Consider the following 18,081-nt stretch of genomic DNA (forward strand, 5'->3'; position numbering starts at 1 on the left):
ACCAGGCGGCTTTGACCAATGGCAACTTTTTTTATTACCGGCGGTGCGGGATTTATCGGCTCGGCGTTCGTGCGTCAGATGCTTGAGAAGAGCGATGCCGAGGTCGTGGTGTACGACCTGCTGACCTACGCCGGCAACCTCGAAAATCTCGCTGACCTTAATACTTCACGCTGCACCTTTGTAAAAGGCGATATTTGCGACCGTGAAGCGGTACTGGCCGCCTTGCCTGACGGCTGTGAGGCGATCTTTAATTTCGCTGCCGAATCGCATGTCGATCGCAGCATTCATTCGGCAGACGAATTTTTGCGGACTAATATAATCGGCACTCAGGTCCTGCTCGATGCATCGCGCGAGAGGAAGGTGAGGCGTTTCGTTCAAGTTTCGACAGATGAGGTAATGGGCTCACTGCCGGATGACAGCGGCGAACTGTTCACTGAGGCTTCACGTTTACAGCCTAATTCGCCGTATGCCGCGTCGAAGGCGGCGGCGGAGTTCATTGTGCGGGCCGCACGCGAGACGCACGGCGTTGACGCAGTTGTAACACGCTGCGGCAACAATTACGGCCCGCGGCAGTTTCCAGAAAAGCTAATTCCGCTGATGATAGCCAACGCCCTCAATGACATTCCGCTGCCGGTTTACGGCGACGGCAGGAATGTGCGCGATTGGATCTATGTGGACGATCATTGCTCAGCCATTTGGGCCGCGTATGAACGAGGCCGCGACGGCACCGCATACAATATCGGAGCACGTAACGAGCAGTACAATATCGACGTTGTAAAAGCTATATTGGACGCACTTGGCAAGCCGCATTCGCTTATCGAATATGTTACGGACAGGCTGGGCCACGACCGCCGATATGCTATCGACCCGACACTCGCCGAAACCGAGCTCGGTTGGACGCCTGCCGTCAGTTGGACGGAAGGACTCGGCCGAACGATCGAATGGTACTTGGCGAACCGTGAATGGGTTGAGCGGATCCGCAGCGGCGAATATCGCAGCTATTACCAGAAAATGTACGGGGCACGCTGAGTGAGAGTTCTGATCACGGGAGCGAACGGAATGGTTGCAAAGGCAATGGCTGACCATTGCTTCCGCGCGGGCGACGAGGTCGTTGCCCTGCCGCGCGCCGAGCTTGATATCACTGACAGTAAGCAGGCCCGCGGTACGATAGCGGATGTGCGGCCCGATGTTGTTGTGAACTGTGCCGCCTATACTGATGTTGACGGTGCGGAAAATGAGCAGGAGAAATGCTTTGCCGTCAACGCGTTTGGCCCCGAGAATTTGGCGGCTGCGTGTCGGGATATTGATGCTCTTCTTATAACCATCTCGACCGATTTCGTCTTTGACGGAAGCTTCGACGGTTTCTATACCCAGCGTCATACGCCGGCACCGGCGAGCGTTTATGCGCGGTCGAAACTCGAAGGCGAACTCCGTGTGCGTGCTGCGAATGCCCGCGCCATTATTGTGCGTTCCGGCTGGATCTACGGTACGGGCGGCACGAACTTCCTGAGCGTGATGCCTGAGCTGCTTGAGGCAGGGAAAACGATAAAAGCGATCAGTAACGCTTACGGAACGCCGACCTACGCGGCCGATCTTGCTCGGCGTATTCGTGAACTTGCCGTGCTCGATCTTCCGTGCATCTTTCACGTAACTAACGCCGGCAGCGGCACGACCTATGAGGGGTTTGCCCGCGAGGTGTGCCGCATCGGCGGCTTTGACGTATCGCTGATCGAGAGCGTTTCGAAAGACTCCCTGCGCCGTCCTGCCGCACGGCCTGACAGCTCAAAGATGGCGTGTTTATTCTCGGAAAGGTTCGGCCTCGGCCCGATGCCGGATTGGATCGAGGCACTTGAACGTTTCATCGGCGGTTAAGAGATCCTTTCTTCTTCAACAGCTTCGTCCATAATAGGCGTCATATCATCGGCACTGCTTCGATGATAATAATCGTAGTAGCCGCTGCCATAATAGTCGTAATCGGTCGAACCTGCCTTAACGCCGTTGAGCACCACGCCATAGACCCTCGCTCCGATATGGCTGAGCCGCTTCTTGAACTGCCTCAATAGGTGCAGCGAGCTCTTGCCGGCCATTGCTACGAGTACCACGCCGTCAACGATCGTCGAGAGAATGGCCGCATCAGTGAAGGATAACGCCGGTGGCGAGTCGATAATGACGTGTTTATACCGCCCGCGTAGGAACTGCAAAAGGTTGCGCATTTCATCCGAGGACAACAGTTCCGCCGGATTTGGCGGTATCGGGCCGCTTGTAATGATCTTGAGACGCGGCAGTTCCGGATGCACCTTGATGAGATTTTCTGTCGAACGCTCGCCCGACAAGTAGTTCGTAAGGCCGTGTGAGTTCGCCAAATTGAAATATGAATGCAGCCGCGGACGACGCAGATCACAGTCGATGATGATAACTTCGGCGTCGCCCTGCGCGAGTGTGATCGCGGTGTTTACGGCGGTCGTCGTCTTGCCTTCAGATGGCTGTGCCGAGGTTACAAGTATTGTCTGCGGGGGCTTGCCCGCTGATGAGAAAAGGAGGCTTGTTCGAAGATGCCGATACGCCTCGGCGGTCGGCGAATTGCGCTCTTCAAGCGTCGCAATGGTCAAGGCATTCCCGTTCTTGAGTTCAAGAGCGGCCTGTGAACCCTTCGATCCTGCACGATGAGGTATCAGCCCGAGTGTCGGCAGTCCGAGGTGGCGCCCGATGTCATCCGAGGTGCGTACTGAATCATCGAGGTAATCCAGCAGGAATGCGAGGCCGATGCCCATTGCAAGCGATGCGAGCATCGCGATCAGGATATTGCGAACACGCTGCGGGCCGACAGGTGCCTGCGGTACTGCGGCCATATTCGAGATCTTTATATTGTTGGGCCTGCCGCCGGTCAGCGTCAGCTCGAGTTCCTTTTGCCGCTGCAGATACGTGTCGAGCAAGTTGCGGTTCGTTTCGATCTCGCGCTTCAGTGTCGTCAGTCGGGTCTCAGCTTGGCCTTCGACGTTGGCACGATCTGAGGCTTGAGCGTAGGTTATGCGGGCCTTTTCCTCACGCTGCTGCGCGGCCGAGAGCTGCGAACGGAGGCTTGCAAGCACTTCCCGCTCGGCATCCTTTTGCAGTTTGTCGCCTTCGACCTTGATCTTCTCTGAGACCTCGCGGCTGATGCGGGCCTTCTGATTTTCGAGTTCGGTGATCTGCGCCGTTACAGCTACTACGTCACGATATTCAGGCGTGTATTTTGTAAGGAGCTGTTCTTTCTTTTCCCTTGCCTCGTTGATCTTGCGGTCGATATCCTCGATCCGCTTCTCAAGTTCGGCCTGGCGGCGCAGGTTCTGGCTTCTGACATCAAGCAGTGCCTTGTTGTCGCCGACTACGGAAAGTATGTCGCCTTTTCCGCTGGCGCTTAGAGCGGCGTTGTAAAGGGCCTGTATTCGCGCGGTCTCGTCATGTGCCGTGTTGTATTGTGTCAGCAAGGTCTGCAAGTTCGAGGCACGAAGATCGCCGCCCTTATCCTGAAGGGGCAGGCCGCTGTCGCGCTGTGCCGCCATTTGCTCATTCTCTTGTTCGGCAAGTGTATGTTTGAGCTCTTCGATCGACTTTGTAAGCTCATCGTAAGCGTTTTGCGAACCTTCCTGTTCTCGCTTTGCATTCTCGTCGATAAAAAGCTCAGCAGTTTTATCGGCAAATTTGGCTGCCAACGCAGGGTTCTGATTCTGTACGCTGACAGAGACGAGATTGGTGCCTTCGAGCTGCTCGACCTTCAAGCCGCCGCCAAGCATCGCGGCATAGCGTGTCGCCCGCAAATCTTCTTCAGGTGTGAGCTGGATCTTGTTCGCCGTGTCGGTGCCGGGCGTCATGTCATTGACGACAGGCAGTGCATTATCCGATGCAGTGTTCGAAGTTCCGCCGAACAGTGATCTGAGCGATGCGAAAAAACCTCTGTTCTGGTCAGGCAAAAGGCTAGCATCGTGCTGCAGGTTGAGTGCGAGAACGACCTTTTTCATCAGATCGGGACTCTGCAGGAGCAGCATTTGGGTGTTGTAGTAGTTTTGATCGTTCCCGAAGTTGATGTTGATCGCATCTTTCTGCGTGATCTGCGGTTTACGGGGCTCGATGATCAGCTCGGTCGTGGCCTGATAGATCGACGGCTGACGATATGAGTAGAACGCCGCCGCCGCCGTAATAACAATGACGATCGCCGCTACAAGAGGCAGGCGTTTATAGACAATGTTGTAATAATGGCGAAGCGACCGCTTTCCGGCAAGGGTCTCATCGTCATAGAAGCCGCCGTAGCTCGCGGGATACTCGCCGTGTTGCGATGTTTGTAATTCAGCACCGCGCGGGAGCGGCGTAAGCCTTTGATCTTGTTCCATACCACCTTAAAGTCGTTATCATTCACTGATTCCGCCTTTTGCGAAAAGAAATGTACGAACCTGTTTTTATAACATATTTAGCAGCACTTTACACAGTAATTTTTTGCATTCGCTTCTTGGCAGCCTTTCTTCGACCCATTGCGAAGTGCCGTCGCCCGCGTGATATATTAATCATTTAGCCTGCGCACGGCGAACTTCGCTTAGGTGCGAGGTGAAGGATATGACTGACGCATCGATCAACAACGGCACTGTCGGCACGCTCGATATGGAACTCGGCATTGCCCCTTACCGATACTCTGACCTTTTTGACCCGATAAAACTGAGGTCTCTGACCTTGGACTTTTATAAGGAGGTTACGGATAAGGATCCCGTTCTCGGCGAATCTCTTCAAAAGTATATCGCTGCCGGAGGCATAGGCTACGAACGCCGCGCCGAGTCAAAGATATTGACCGATGCAGCGCCTTTCTTGTCGGATTTTGTCGCACGGCTTTTCGGCGTGTCAAAGGAGCGTGAATGGCTCGGCAAGCAGATCACCATCCAAAATCCGATCTGGAAGTACAAATTCTTTGTTCAACGCCGTGCTGCAAAGAAATTCAAGCCCGATCAGCTTGCCGAGCTGCATGAAGCGAAGCTTTGGCTTGCGGTCACGCAGCTGCGAAATGCCGCATTCGACGAAACATTGGTTCACGACGAAGAGCTTTCGATCGCAGATATGACCTGCCGCCTGCTTGATGCGGAAGAAATACTTGCAAAGCCGCCGGTCGAGATACCGTCTTCCGTTGCGGATACGGTTTTGCGTGTTGAAAAGGCGTACGAGACGCTTAAGGACAAAGAGTTCGGTGAATTCTATACGGCAAATGTCATCGGCGAAGAAGCGGCCGGCGACCTGCTCGCGATCAAAGCGGCCCTTGGCATTATCGAGGCATGGACTGCGGCGGCGTTCTCTGCGAGGTCAAAGAAGTGGTACAGCTTCAGGCCCGCACATGCCACCGATTACATGAACCTTATCCATCTGATCCGTCCTGAGCCTGACCTGGCCAACGTAATGACGGGGCCTGAGGAAGGCCTGCGCCGGCGAGACGGCTTCAAACTGACGGATGAGCGTGGTTCGATGCGCGATTCGCTTTACGAGATCGACTATTGCCTGATATGTCATGAACGCGGCAAGGATAGCTGTTCGACCGGACTGCATGAGAACGACGGAACGGTAAAGCGCAACCCTCTTGGCATAAAGACCGAAGGCTGCCCACTCGAAGAACGTATCTCGGAGATGCATCTGGTCAAGAAGCAGGGCGATTCGATCGGAGCACTTGCTTTGGTAACGATCGATAACCCGATGTGTGCCGGTACGGGCCACCGCATCTGCAACGACTGTATGAAGGGCTGCATCTTTCAGAAACAGGACCCGGTCAACATACCGATGACCGAGACGTCGATCTTGACCGACGTACTCGACCTGCCGTTCGGATTTGAGATCTACTCACTCTTGGCCCGCTGGAATCCGCTTAACGCCCGGCGGCCGTACCCGCTGCCTTACAACGGCAAGAATATACTTGTCGTCGGTATGGGGCCTGCGGGCTACACGCTTGCACATTATCTTTTGAACGAGGGCTTTGGCGTCATCGGCATCGACGGCTTGAAGATCGAGCCGCTCCGCGACCTTTGGACAGGCGAACTCGGCCGCACCTGCCCGAAGCCGATCAAAGACATCGCCGAGATCAAGCAGGACCTCGACGAACGCATTCTTTCAGGCTTCGGCGGTGTTTCGGAATACGGTATCACCGTCCGCTGGGACAAGAACTTCCTGACCATCCTTCAGTTAATGCTGTCGCGGCGTCGCAACTTCAGGGCATACGGCGGCGTACGGTTCGGCGGCACGCTGACCATCGAGGATGTTTGGAGCTACGGCTTTGACCACATAGCGATCGCGACCGGTGCGGGCCGCCCGACGATCGTCCCGATGAAGAATAACCTTATACGAGGCATCCGACAGGCGAGCGATTTTCTGATGTCGCTGCAGCTCACGGGTGCGTTCAAGAAGGACACGCTCTCGAACCTGCAGATCCGCCTTCCTGCGGTAGTTATAGGCGGCGGCCTTACCGGCGTTGACAGTGCGACAGAGATATTCGCCTACTATCCGATACAGGTCGAAAAGATGCTGCAGAAATATGAGCAGGTCGTCGAAGAATTTGGTGAAGAAAAGGTAATGAAGGCCTTTGACCCGGAAGAACTCACAGTTCTGCCTGAGTTTCTCGAACACGCACGGGCGATCCGCGCTGAACGCGTGCGAGCTGCCGAGGCCGGCGAAGAGCCGGATCTGCTGTCGATGGTGCGAAGCTGGGGCGGTGTTTCGCTTGTCTATCGCAAGCGGCTTCAAGACTCGCCCGCGTATCGTCTCAATCACGAAGAGGTGCAAAAGGCGCTTGAGGAAGGTATTGAATTCGTCGAATGTATGTCGCCGGTCGAGGCCGTTCCCGATGAATTCGGCGCGGTAAAGGCCCTGAAGTTCGAGCGGCTCGAATACGACGCAGAAACGGCGAAATTCAATAGCACCGGCGATATTCGCGAATTCCCGGCACGCACGGTCTGTGTCGCTGCGGGCACTTCGCCCAACGTCATCTATGAAAAGGAAAAGCCCGGAACCTTTAAGATGGACGATTGGCGGCAGTATTTCCGGCCGCATCATATCGAACGCGGAGCCGACGGCAAGCTGCACAGCGTCGAAACACCGAAAGGCGAGACCGGCTTTTTCACTTCATACGAGCATGACGGCAAGTTCATCTCGTATTACGGCGACAATCACCCCAAATATGCCGGTAATGTCGTAAAGGCGATGGCATCGGCAAAGCACGGCTATCAAAAGGTTGTTGAGATCTTTGCGGATGAACTGGGCGAGCGTGACACGGGTAGATCGTCCGATCTGCTGCAGAAGTTCGATGATCTCGAGGCGACACTCAATGAGCAACTCCGCTCGTATGTCGTCAAGATCGACCGTCTGACGCCGACGATAGTTGACGTTATCGTTAAGGCACCGCTCCAGGCACGCAAGTTCCGGCCGGGACAGTTCTACAGACTTCAGAACTTCGAGACGACGGCACCAAGCGTCGAGGGTAATAAGCTTCTTATGGAAGGGCTTGCTCTCACCGGTGCGTGGGTCGATGTTGAAAAGGGCCTGCTCTCGATGATCGTGCTCGAGATGGGAACAAGCTCACGGCTCGTCTCGCTTCTAAAAGAGGGCGAAGAGGTCCTAGTGATGGGGCCGACCGGCACACCGACCGAGATACCCGAGAACGAGAATGTGCTGCTCGCGGGCGGCGGGCTCGGCAATGCCGTTCTGTTCTCTATCGCGCGTGCCTTGCGTGAGAACAACAACAAGGTGATCTACTTCGCCGGCTATAAGAACGGCGACGACCTCTACAAACGCGAAGAGATCGAAACGGCTACCGATCAGGTGATATGGTCAACCGATCGGGGAAGTGAGATCGTCCCGTCAAGACCGCAGGATGCGCATTTCCGCGGCAATATCGTCCAAGCAATGGTCGCGTATGCAGAGGGCAAGCTCGGCGATAAGACCGTCGAGCTGAGCGACGTTGACCGCATCGTTGCCATCGGCTCCGACCGTATGATGAACGGCGTACGCGAGGCGCGGCACACGTCGCTCAAGCCGTTCCTAAGGCCCGGCCACACGGCGATCGGTTCGATCAACAGCCCGATGCAGTGCATGATGAAAGAGGTCTGTGCGCAGTGCCTGCAGCGGCATGTCAACCCGTACACCGGCGAGGAGTTCTTTGTTTTCTCGTGCTTCAATCAGGATCAGCATCTCGATTTCGTTGACTTCAAGAATCTGAACGAACGACTGAAAGCGAACAGCATTCAAGAAAAGTTGACGAATCTTTGGCTAGACCGCGCGTTCAGCAAAGAGGAGTTCAAGGAGACCATGCGGACCGCAGCACTCATCAGATAGGCAGCACGACGGTATGGCTAAGACACAAAAGGAACTCGCGTTCCTCCGCGAACACATTATCGACGGCATTTGGACGCAGCGTTTTACTGAGCTTGCGGATCAGCATCTCGATCTTGCCGATGCTGAGACGCTTCTCTATATCAATGCCGGTACGGGCAGCCATGCGCTGGCTCTCGACGAGCGCTTCGGTGAAAAGACAGATATTTTTGCTTTGTGCGAAACGGACGAGATCCTCGCGATCGCACGCGATAAGGCTGCGGCGGTCGGTTCAAAGGTCGATTTTTCGCGGATACGTTTCGAGAACGACGCGTTCGATGCAGTTATCGCTGACGGCTCTTTCATCCTAACCGATGAGGCTGAGGAACTTATCGGCGATGCTGTACGACTTGCCAAAAGCGGCGGCCGCATCGCAGTATTTTTGCCTACCGCAGGCAGTTACGGCGAGATATTCTCGCTGCTTTGGGAAGTGCTGATGGATGATGCCGACCACAGCTTCGATGTCGAAGCTTTGATCGCAGGGCTGCACTCGACCACTCGGCTCGAAGAGATCGCAAAGGAACTCGGCATGACCGATGTTGAGACGCAGACGGCAAACGAGATATTTGAGTTTCAGGACGGCGCCGAATTCATCTCGGCTCCATTGGTGCAGGACATACTTCTGCCCCAATGGCTGTCAGGGCTGGATGTGGATGCGGCCGAAGCCGCGGCCGAACGGCTGGCGCAGTTGATAGACAAAGACGCAGGAACGCTCTCCTTTCGGTTCTCGGTAAAAGCGACCTTGCTTACGGGAAAGAAAGCCTGAACGCGGGCTTTAGTGCTCGGCTTTTGCCGCAGTGCGGCGTTCCATTTCAGCCTTAAGCTCGGCGTCGCTCATTTGAGTGATCTGCGGTGCCGGCGCCGCATTATTCAGTTGTCCGGATCTTTCTTCTTCCTCCGCCTCACGCATGCCTTCCTTAAATGCTTTACGCGACTGGCCCAGCGACTTTGCAAGCTGCGGCAAACGCGATGCTCCGAACAGCAGGAAAAGCACTGCGACGATCAGAAGGATCTCTGTAGTTCCAAAATTCATAACACACGCTCACCGATCACTTAAGACGCTCCGTGTTGCGTGATCGGCTGATTTCATCATACAACCTTTGGCCGAAAATTCACTATAGATCAGACGGCTTTTTTGAATTTCTCCATAGCATCGACCAATGCTGACGAAATGCCTTTTTCCGAGATCGAATGTCCTGCGTCGGGTATCACGACCAATTCCGCCTCAGGGAACGCTCGATGAAGTTCCCACGCAGATGTTATGGGGCAGACGACATCATAACGCCCTTGGACGATCACGGTCGGAATGTGCCGTATCTTATCAACATTCTCGATGAGGTAATTCTCGGTCGGGAAGAACGAATTGTTCATAAAATAATGGCACTCTATGCGGGCGAGGCTCAAGGCCTCATGCTCGCCTTCCCAGTGCTCCATTAGGTCTTTGTCAGGGTAGAGCTTAGATGTTGAGCCTTCCCACACGCTCCACGCGCGTGCGGCAGAAAGGCGCGTTGCCTCATCGTCGCTTGTAAGGCGCTTATAGTACGCACCGATCATATCGCCGCGTTCGTCCTCAGGTATCTCATCGCGGTAACGCTCCCAAAAATCTGGGAATATCTCGCTTGCACCGTATTGATAGAACCACTGAAGCTCTTTCCTTCGTGTCAGGAATATGCCGCGCAATATCAGCCCGTTGCAGTGGTGCGGATGTGTCTCGGCATAAGCCAGGCTGAGGGTCGAGCCCCATGAGCCGCCAAAAACGTACCATTTTTCGATACCGAATTTCTCGCGAAGTACCTCGATATCAGAGATAAGATCCCAGGTCGTATTCTCGCGAAGATCAGCGTGCGGCGTTGATCGCCCTGAACCGCGTTGGTCAAAAAGGATAACGTGATAATACGACGGGTCGAAGAACTGCCGATAGAGCGGGATCAAGCCGCCGCCGGGGCCGCCGTGCAGGAACACGACGGGTACGCCGTTAGGATTGCCGACACGCTCGTAATGTATAGTGTGAATGTCCGAGACGCGTACTTCGCCGCTGTCAAAAGGTTCGATCTCCGGATAAAGGGAAGCCATAGCGCAATTCTACGCTAAAGCGGCGGAAGTATCCACTTTTTAGGGCCGTAGGCGTCATCCGCGCCTGAGATATCGGTCGTACCAAAGCTGAAAGACGAGCAGCGTCCAAAGTTCCTTGTGGTGCGACGCCTTGCCGTGCATGTGCTCGCTGATAAGGCTGCGTACATATGCCGGTTCAAATAGGCCTTGCTCGGCAAGCCTTTTTTCGGCAAGCATCTCCTCAACCAGCGGCCGAAGCCGCCCGCGTAGCCACTCGGCGACCGGAATTCCGAAGCCCTTTTTTGGCCGATGCAATATCTCGTCGGGCAGTCGGCCGCGCAAGGCCGCTTTTAGGATGTGCTTGCCGCTCTTGCCCCGAAGTTTGTATTCGAGCGGCAACGCCGCAGCAAATTGGCCGACACGCGGATCGAGAAATGGCGCCCGCGTTTCGAGCGAGACGGCCATCGCAGCACGATCGACCTTTGTCAGGATATCCTCGGCAAGGTAATAGCTGACATCGACCTGCTGAAATCTCTCGATATCCGTTTCGGCGTCCGTCGTTTCGAACAGTTCTCGCGGCCCGAGATAGATGTCCGCATCGGTATTTTCGAGCACACTGCGGGTCAAAAGCCGGTTATGCTGTGCCGACGCGAACGAGCCGAACCATGTGTGGTGGCGTTCGATGCCGTCAAGTTCAGCCGCTCGTATGAAACGCTTCGCCTTGTAATCAAAGGACATATTGTCCCGCGAGACCGGCAGCCGTTGTACCGCCGGTGCGATCATGCGGCGGCGTATCGCGGCCGGTATCGCAAGGAATTTTTGTGTGATCTGATGTGCGCGGTACATCGGATAGCCGGCAAAAAGCTCATCCCCGCCGTCGCCGCCGAGAGCAACGGTAACGTGCCGTCTTACAAAACGAGCGAGCAGATATGTCGGTATCAAAGAGCCGTCGGACAACGGTTCGTCAAGCCATTCGCCGATCTCACCGATCAGATCTCCGGCCGCGGCCGCCGACAGCGTATCCTCGTAATGCTCTGTGCGAAGGTGCTTTGCTACAAGCCGTGCATAACGCGACTCGTCAAACGAATCTTCCTCGAATCCGATCGAGAATGTTTTGACACGCTCACTCGCATGTTCTGTTGCAAGGGCCGCAACGGTTGACGAATCGATCCCGCCGGAGAGCAGTATGCCGAGCGGTACATCCGCGACAAGCCGCATCCGCACTGCATCGGAAAGCAGTTCGCAAAGCTCATCCGCGCGCTTGTTGAATAAAGATCCGTGACGTTCGCCGCGGTGTTGGGCCTCCCCGCCTGACCACGACAGCCGCCAATATCGTCGTATCCGCACCTCGCCGGCTTCGGCGGTCATCATGTGTGCGGCCGGAAGCTTGGAAATGCCTTTGTAGATCGACCTCGGAGCGGGCACATAATCGTATGAGATGTATTGTCGGAGTGAGTCGAGATCAAGCTCGGCATTTACCGCCGGATGTGCGAGCATGGCCTTCGGTTCGGAGCCCCAGATCAGCTTGCCGTCAAAAATACCGTAATACAACGGCTTTTCGCCAAAGCGGTCGCGTGCGATGACGAGCTTTTGCCGCTTCGCATCCCACAACGCGAAAGCGAACATTCCGTTAAGATGATCGACCAATGCCTCGCCGTATTCTTCGTATAGGTGCGGCACGATCTCGGTGTCGGAACTTGTGATGAACTTGTGGCCGCGTTTCTCAAGTTCCGTCCTCACTTCGCGATAATTGTAAAGCTCGCCGTTCATCATAACGACAACGCTCTTATCGCAGCTGAAAACAGGCTGATCGCCCGTCTTGAGATCGATGATCGAAAGCCTTCGCATGCCGAGCGCGACTCGGTCATCCGTCCACAGACCCTCGGAATCCGGCCCGCGATGCAGGATCGCCTCGCACATCGAGTGCAGCACGCCCTCAACGTCGCGGTTAGGTTTAGTTGTGTCCAGGTTGATCCAACCCGCAATTCCGCACATCTAGAATCTTTGATGGATGATACTGTTCGTGCGATCCGCATCCTGTTTCAGATAGTCCCATTTGATTACATCGATTCGCCGATTCGGCCTAAACTCCAAGGCGTCTCTGCGATTGTAAGTACGGAGAAGTCTGTTTAGCGTCGATCCCATTCCTTTTGGACTTAAGAGAATCGAGTATACTGGAAGTGCGATACAGGAATATCCTATGAGCTGGGAGAGATGCAATAGCGAAAGTGGTGAATTCTTACATTCGACAAAAACGAGATCAACTTTGTTCGCAAACTCAACAAAGCCTGTAATATCTTGACGAATGTGATAGGTTGCAAACTCAGGGAAAAACGTCTGGTAATTCAGTTGCAAGATGAAATTGCTTAGGTCGCTGTTATGAGTATCAAGCACATGAATATTTGTTGCTTCCTTTCCTAACCTTTGCCGCAAGTCACTATTTAGCCACTTTATTACGTCAGGATACATTTCTATCTCGTTTTTATACATCGCAATCGTTTTGCAAATAACAACCTAAACACTTGCAAATCTCTTTATAAGAATTGAAATGTCGGCCATTTAATTCTTTCGGCAACTTATCATGCGTTTCATGATCATGAGCGCCTTTTGTCTTTCCTCTACCAACAACTCCTGTACACAACGCCTTCCGTGTTTTGAAATTTGCTTTGTTAAATTCAGAGAGTTCAGCCAACGCTTCGTTCTTGTGAGAAATATAAAATCCAATTTTCTCAAAATCGTCTGCGAAAATTTTGATTTGATGTTCTTTTGCCCAACTCGTTCCGGTTCCACCCCTTATATTCGGATGACCATAGCCAATATATTGAATAGGGACGTTGAGCGATTGGGTAAGCTGGCATATCTGCGGTGGAAGAAACCAATTCTTATTCGAAACTTCAATATAGACACGATGCCTACCATCCGTATAAACATTGGATTTTCGAACGAAGCCGGTGACGTCAGCGATCCCTCTTAAGAATTCTTTTTTGTTCGTATCATTCGTTTCAAACATCGGCTCCGGAATCAGGAAATCATGAAAACTAAATCGAGTTCCGTTTATTAGGAACTTAATAAATAGCCAGGCAATATCTTCTTTAACCCAAGTGAGAAGAATTGAAATTTTTTTGTCGACTACTTTCTCCACGTTGACTCCAATCTGCTGCAATCGATGCACAACTGGATCAAGGGATGTCTGTATATGCAGACGCTGGTCAAAAACTCTCGTAATTGCTCTTGATTCAAGAGATTTGTACTCAAAGCCAATAACAATTCTCTTTACGTCATTGTTGTATTGAATTTCTCCGTGGCCTGTAATGAGCCCGAGTAAATAAGAAATATCCGGTGTTAGAAAGGTTGAGACTTTGTTCTTATCCATTTACGGGCTTCCGAAATATTAGCACGTATTCGTGCACCTTATTTACGATGAATTTGTATGGGTAGCCCAAGGGCCTCATGTTATTGTATTCCTGTTGTCGGTCCCAGATAATAATATCTTCAAATGAGAAGCCGACTTCTTGTACAATCCTCGCGGCATCTATATGCAAAGGGAAAAATTTATCCTTCTTCCGCAAATCCATAACATTCATAATGAAGTAGCCTTTTGGCTTCATTACTTTGAATACCTCGTTGCAGACTTCCTTAAGGGTGGAAATAAACTCGTCGTAACCTGTGATGTTCCCTAAGTCGTTATCTTTGTTCGAGTAGTTTTCGTTTTCCTTGTAATCCGCCGTTCGTTGCCTGTTCAAAATGTCCCAGTAGGGCGGTGACGTTATACACAAGTCAACTGACTCCAACTCTAACTTTTGTGATAGATGCCGGGAGTCGCCAACAATGTATTTGTCTTCAAGTCCATGAGGTACAATGTTGTAAGAGCTTGCAGCTCTCTTCACAAAGAGTTCTTTGTAGTCGGGATTTAAGTCAATGCCTATAACGTCTTTATCATTTTTCAAGCCTGCAATTAGTGTAGTTCCCGATCCCGCAAAGCAGTCCAGAATTCTGCCACCATTTGGTTTGCAGAAAGTTTCAATAAGTTTTGAGATTAACCTTATAGTAAAAATTGCAGGATGATGTAATTGCTTTTCCTCATCTGACTTTCCAAGATCGCGCCAAATACTGAAAGAATTTCGTAACCATTCTTTGCCAGTCAAGCTGTTGGTTTGATTAACCGCCTTAGTAGGCTTAACTAAAAACAAATGTTCACGTGTTAGTTGTGGATCTTCAGCTGTTTGGTTGATACTCTTATATCGTTTATGGTTTTCCGTAAAAGTCTCAACTCTTCCGATACGTGAGAGTGTTTGATAAATTGCCGATTGGGGAATTACGCCCTCGTTGTTATAACTCAAAACAATGTATTGCGATTTCGAAGAGCAGGAAATTAAGTCTTCTAATGCACCTAATGCGCTAACCTTTGAACAATATTTCGATTTTTGATGGTCATACTTTCTCATGCCTGTTTCGCCATAAATCTCAGGCATATTTTTAAACCAACCTTCTGCAATCAATTCAAGTATGAAGTAGTTTGAAGCATATTGCCTACCATTGTACGGGGGGTCAAGATAGAGAATGTCTGGTTGAATTTCTTTTACAAGTTCGTTTGCATCTTGTTTGAATGCTTTGTTCTTATTCTCGCTAGGAATTATGTCTACCGGTTCAAGTCTCAAAGAGTTCAGTGCCCTCTTATCCCAAGTTTTTAAGTATGCGGCATATGTTCCTGAAACATTGCTTACGAGGTTTACTCCACGCAAAAGGGAAGTGATTAGGTAATAATATTCTGATACGGAGATGCGCTTTTCATCCTTCCATTCCTCAAATAAGTAGCGGAATGTGTCGATTCTTAATGCGTTTTGGTCGGTGAAATACTTTCTGCCACCGGTAGGAGAATAATTCTCATACATGAATCCCGCTTTTTGAGTCTTGAGGTTATTCAAGTAGTCAAATAATCCTTTAACTCCATTTTTAAATTTGAGGTGGGAACTCAGCCTTTTGAATTGTGGTTCTTTGTTTAGTTCGATATAGGTCTTAGCAATCGCGTAAGAAAATTCAAGAGTGTCGTTTGCTATTACGGTGAAGCCAAGTTTTTTGAAATGCCGACCAACTACCGAAGTGCCCGAGAAAAGATCCACAAAGTTGGACGTACCATTTACTCCTGTTATCTTAACAACCCCCTCGATAAATGGCAGTAGCTTGGTTTTTGCACCGTAGTAACGCATACTTAATGGTAGTTTAACAAGTAAAGCCTAATAGGAAAATCCCAAGGACTACTGCGCCTAAAACCCTATTCTTTCCCTCACAGCGTAGATCGCCTTGTCCTGGGACTCGTGGTAGGTGCGGACGAGGAGTTCGGCGAGCAGCCCCATCAAGAAAAACTGTACAGAGATCGCCAGCATTACGACCGCGACGACCGGCAGCGGCGTTTGGATGAACGACGTCCCTTCTATCTTGAGGACAACTGCCCATATGCCCGCGATCATTGAAAGAAAGAAAGCCAGCATCCCGAACGTTCCGAACACATAGGTCGGCTTTGTCTGATACGACGCCATGAACTTGATCGTCATCAGGTCGAAAATGACCTTGACGGTGCGTGAAATACCGTATTTTGACTTGCCCATCGTGCGGGCGTGGTGATCGACCGGTATCTCGGTAACGCGTGCCCCGGCCCACGATGCGAAGATCGGGATGAAGCGGTGCATCTCGCCGTAGAGCTTTACATCCTGAAGCACCTCGCGGCGATATGCCTTTAGCGAGCATCCGTAATCGTGCAGATGAACGCCTCCGATCCAAGAGATGATCCGATTTGCGATCTGCGACGGCAGCTTTCGCGAGACGAGTTTGTCCTGCCGGTTCTTTCGCCAGCCCGAAACGACATCGTAGCCCTCATCGAGCTTATCCAATAGTCGTTTGATGTCCGCCGGGTCGTTCTGAAGGTCGGCGTCCATCGGGATCAGAATGTCGCCTCTTGCGGCATCGATGCCCGCCGACATCGCCGCAGTTTGCCCATAATTCCGCCGCAGTGATATCACACGGACGCGGCTGTCCTCGGCCGCCAGTTCTTTAAGGATCGCGAGACTCTTGTCGGTCGAGCCGTCATCGACGTAGATGACCTCGGCACTCTTTCCGAGCGCATCGAGTGCCACCTTTATCTTGGAATGCATCGGCCGCAAATTATCCTCCTCGTCAAGGACGGGCAGGAACAGCGAGAGCTCAGGCTTTTGATCGGATGTTGTCATCAGTGAACAGTTACGGCCGCCTTGCCGCCACGACGATCGAGACGCCGACCGGGAAATTATAACGCTTGAGCCAAAAACGCTCTGCGGCAAAGAGGTTGCCGAACAGGCCATTTAGGGCCGAGACGTTAATATTGTTCTCGCTCGCGGGCCGCAGCCCCGTCGTTTTCATAAGCAGACGGCCCGTCAATATCGGCACAAAGAATGTCCAATTAGCGTATGTTGCCCGCTCGACCTCGTAACCCGCGGCTGTTATGCGATCGACGATCTGCCGTCGTGTATAGCGTATGCGGTGGTGTGAGATGTCGTCCTGCACGCCCCAGAGCCACATAAATGCCGGTACGAAAAATAGCGAGTAACCGCCGCTTCGCGTAACGCGGTGCATCTCTTTAAGGCCGGCAAGATCCTCATCGAGATGCTCGATCACGTCGAGAGCCGTTGTCAGATCAAAGGTCTCGTCTGCATAAGGCAGCGTTTCCGCAAGGCCTTTTTGCACACGAAGGCCCTTTTGCCGACAGAACTCAAGCGCATCGTCAGAAACGTCAACCCCCTCGGCGTCGCCGTATTGCGACAGCATCTCGACATTTGCCCCTGTGCCGCAGCCGACATCGAGGATCTTTAGGCTGTCCGTGCCGGGCCGCAGTTTCCGAACGATCGTATCGAGAAAGCTTTCGAGGATCGCGCGCCGACCGACGAACCACCAATGAGACCCTTCGACCTCATCCATGATCGCGTATGTGTGCCGCTGCATTTCCTGCGGAAGCGCTGTTGACATAAAGGTTTACATTGGCCGCTTCAGACCACAATACCCATCATTTCGGTCGCGAGCGATCCTTGGTTGCCGTTCAACTCAAGGCCGTAACTCTCGCGAAGCCGCCGGTCAATACCTGTCGGGTCGACCTCGCATTTGCCGTCCTCGCGGCACAGTATCATCAACTGCAGGCCCTCATCCAGATACGGTTCACGATCGATGCAAAGCATATAGTCGCCGGCACTTTTGTGTGCGGCAAGCTCCATTTCGTAAAGCGTCGGGTTGAAGACACCAAGCGGATTCATATCGGCGTTGGAAAGGCTTTCGAGCGTCTGAGCAAAGTCGTAAGCATGCTGGCCTTCGTGGACAAAGGTGCCTTCGCAGCCCTGTTGGCCGCCGGTGTCGATCGTCTCTTTGGCGATCGTGATGTAGATCTCGCCGAGGGCATCTATGAGGCTCATGCGTTCACGCTTCAATCGGATGTTCGTCATGACGGGATTGATCACGCCCGTTACGCCCGAGGCATTGACCTCTGACACGGGCCGTACACGCACAAGCAATTGGGATTCGAGAATGGCGCCGATGACAGCCTTGTGGTGATTGTTCCCCTTTGCCAGAATGGTCGCGAAAGCATCCTCGATCGACCGCTGATATTTTTCGTCAATACCTTTCTCAAATCTCATATCACAA

Annotated in this window: 13 protein-coding genes; 4 read left to right on the forward strand and 9 right to left on the reverse strand. The window is 52.5% G+C overall.

The annotated features are described in order from the left end of the window. The first annotated feature begins 18 nt into the window (after nt 1-18). Both rfbB and rfbD read left to right on the forward strand, forming a co-directional pair. Nucleotides 19-1,029: a dTDP-glucose 4,6-dehydratase gene (gene rfbB / locus HS105_00990; protein MBE7515178.1), complete on the forward strand. Its 1,011-nt coding sequence runs from the start codon at nt 19-21 to the stop codon at nt 1,027-1,029. Continuing rightward, a complete protein-coding gene (gene rfbD / locus HS105_00995) occupies nt 1,030-1,872 on the forward strand; it encodes a dTDP-4-dehydrorhamnose reductase (GenBank protein ID MBE7515179.1) in 843 nt (280 codons plus the stop codon). Here the strand turns inward: rfbD and HS105_01000 are convergent. Continuing rightward, nucleotides 1,869-4,367, reverse strand: a complete 2,499-nt coding sequence (locus HS105_01000; protein MBE7515180.1) for a polysaccharide biosynthesis tyrosine autokinase — start codon at nt 4,365-4,367, stop codon at nt 1,869-1,871. The two genes, rfbD and HS105_01000, sit on opposite strands and share 4 nt — an antisense overlap. 265 nt (nt 4,368-4,632) lie before the next feature. Between HS105_01000 and HS105_01005 the strand changes: the two genes are divergently transcribed. Then, nucleotides 4,633-8,331 (forward strand): FAD-dependent oxidoreductase, encoded by a 3,699-nt coding sequence (locus HS105_01005; GenBank protein MBE7515181.1) that lies wholly within the window; start codon nt 4,633-4,635, stop codon nt 8,329-8,331. A 13-nt stretch (nt 8,332-8,344) separates the two neighbouring features. Further along, nucleotides 8,345-9,133, forward strand: coding sequence for a methyltransferase domain-containing protein (locus HS105_01010; protein MBE7515182.1), 789 nt, complete (start codon nt 8,345-8,347; stop codon nt 9,131-9,133). A 9-nt stretch (nt 9,134-9,142) separates the two neighbouring features. Here HS105_01010 and HS105_01015 read toward each other — a convergent pair whose 3' ends face one another. The 8 genes from HS105_01015 to HS105_01050 form a co-directional block, all read right to left on the reverse strand. Continuing rightward, nucleotides 9,143-9,400 (reverse strand): twin-arginine translocase TatA/TatE family subunit, encoded by a 258-nt coding sequence (locus tag HS105_01015; protein MBE7515183.1) that lies wholly within the window; start codon nt 9,398-9,400, stop codon nt 9,143-9,145. 89 nt (nt 9,401-9,489) lie between these two features. Beyond that, entirely contained in the window at nt 9,490-10,440 is a 951-nt protein-coding gene (gene pip / locus HS105_01020) for a prolyl aminopeptidase (protein ID MBE7515184.1), read from the reverse strand. Nucleotides 10,441-10,494: 54 nt separating this feature from the next. Continuing rightward, nucleotides 10,495-12,414 (reverse strand): asparagine synthase (glutamine-hydrolyzing), encoded by a 1,920-nt coding sequence (gene asnB, locus HS105_01025; GenBank protein MBE7515185.1) that lies wholly within the window; start codon nt 12,412-12,414, stop codon nt 10,495-10,497. 487 nt (nt 12,415-12,901) lie between these two features. Next, nucleotides 12,902-13,792 (reverse strand): hypothetical protein, encoded by an 891-nt coding sequence (locus HS105_01030; protein ID MBE7515186.1) that lies wholly within the window; start codon nt 13,790-13,792, stop codon nt 12,902-12,904. Beyond that, nucleotides 13,785-15,626 (reverse strand): DNA adenine methylase, encoded by a 1,842-nt coding sequence (locus HS105_01035; protein ID MBE7515187.1) that lies wholly within the window; start codon nt 15,624-15,626, stop codon nt 13,785-13,787. Before HS105_01035 ends, HS105_01030 begins: the two co-directional genes overlap by 8 nt. A 57-nt stretch (nt 15,627-15,683) precedes the next feature. After that, the gene (locus HS105_01040; protein ID MBE7515188.1) at nt 15,684-16,643 is read right to left on the reverse strand and encodes a glycosyltransferase family 2 protein; all 960 of its coding nucleotides are present in this window, start codon (nt 16,641-16,643) and stop codon (nt 15,684-15,686) included. Between the two features lie 10 nt (nt 16,644-16,653). Then, entirely contained in the window at nt 16,654-17,415 is a 762-nt protein-coding gene (locus HS105_01045; GenBank protein ID MBE7515189.1) for a class I SAM-dependent methyltransferase, read from the reverse strand. Between the two features lie 20 nt (nt 17,416-17,435). Then, entirely contained in the window at nt 17,436-18,074 is a 639-nt protein-coding gene (locus HS105_01050) for a hypothetical protein (protein MBE7515190.1), read from the reverse strand. Nucleotides 18,075-18,081: the final 7 nt, after the last annotated feature.

It is taken from the genome of Chloracidobacterium sp., from assembly GCA_015075585.1.
In the GTDB taxonomy this organism is placed as follows: domain Bacteria; phylum Acidobacteriota; class Blastocatellia; order Pyrinomonadales; family Pyrinomonadaceae; genus OLB17.

Excerpts from the sequence above, each read along its gene's own strand:
- rfbB (MBE7515178.1), top strand. The coding sequence starts at position 19 with ATGGCAACTTTTTTTATTACCGGCGGTGCGGGATTTATCGGCTCGGCG.
- HS105_01000 (MBE7515180.1), bottom strand. The coding sequence starts at position 4,367 with ATGGAACAAGATCAAAGGCTTACGCCGCTCCCGCGCGGTGCTGAATTA.
- HS105_01005 (MBE7515181.1), top strand. The coding sequence starts at position 4,633 with ATGGAACTCGGCATTGCCCCTTACCGATACTCTGACCTTTTTGACCCG.
- HS105_01010 (MBE7515182.1), top strand. The coding sequence starts at position 8,345 with ATGGCTAAGACACAAAAGGAACTCGCGTTCCTCCGCGAACACATTATC.
- HS105_01015 (MBE7515183.1), bottom strand. The coding sequence starts at position 9,400 with ATGAATTTTGGAACTACAGAGATCCTTCTGATCGTCGCAGTGCTTTTC.
- pip (MBE7515184.1), bottom strand. The coding sequence starts at position 10,440 with ATGGCTTCCCTTTATCCGGAGATCGAACCTTTTGACAGCGGCGAAGTA.
- asnB (MBE7515185.1), bottom strand. The coding sequence starts at position 12,414 with ATGTGCGGAATTGCGGGTTGGATCAACCTGGACACAACTAAACCTAAC.
- HS105_01030 (MBE7515186.1), bottom strand. The coding sequence starts at position 13,792 with ATGGATAAGAACAAAGTCTCAACCTTTCTAACACCGGATATTTCTTAT.
- HS105_01035 (MBE7515187.1), bottom strand. The coding sequence starts at position 15,626 with ATGCGTTACTACGGTGCAAAAACCAAGCTACTGCCATTTATCGAGGGG.
- HS105_01040 (MBE7515188.1), bottom strand. The coding sequence starts at position 16,643 with ATGACAACATCCGATCAAAAGCCTGAGCTCTCGCTGTTCCTGCCCGTC.
- HS105_01045 (MBE7515189.1), bottom strand. The coding sequence starts at position 17,415 with ATGTCAACAGCGCTTCCGCAGGAAATGCAGCGGCACACATACGCGATC.
- HS105_01050 (MBE7515190.1), bottom strand. The coding sequence starts at position 18,074 with ATGAGATTTGAGAAAGGTATTGACGAAAAATATCAGCGGTCGATCGAG.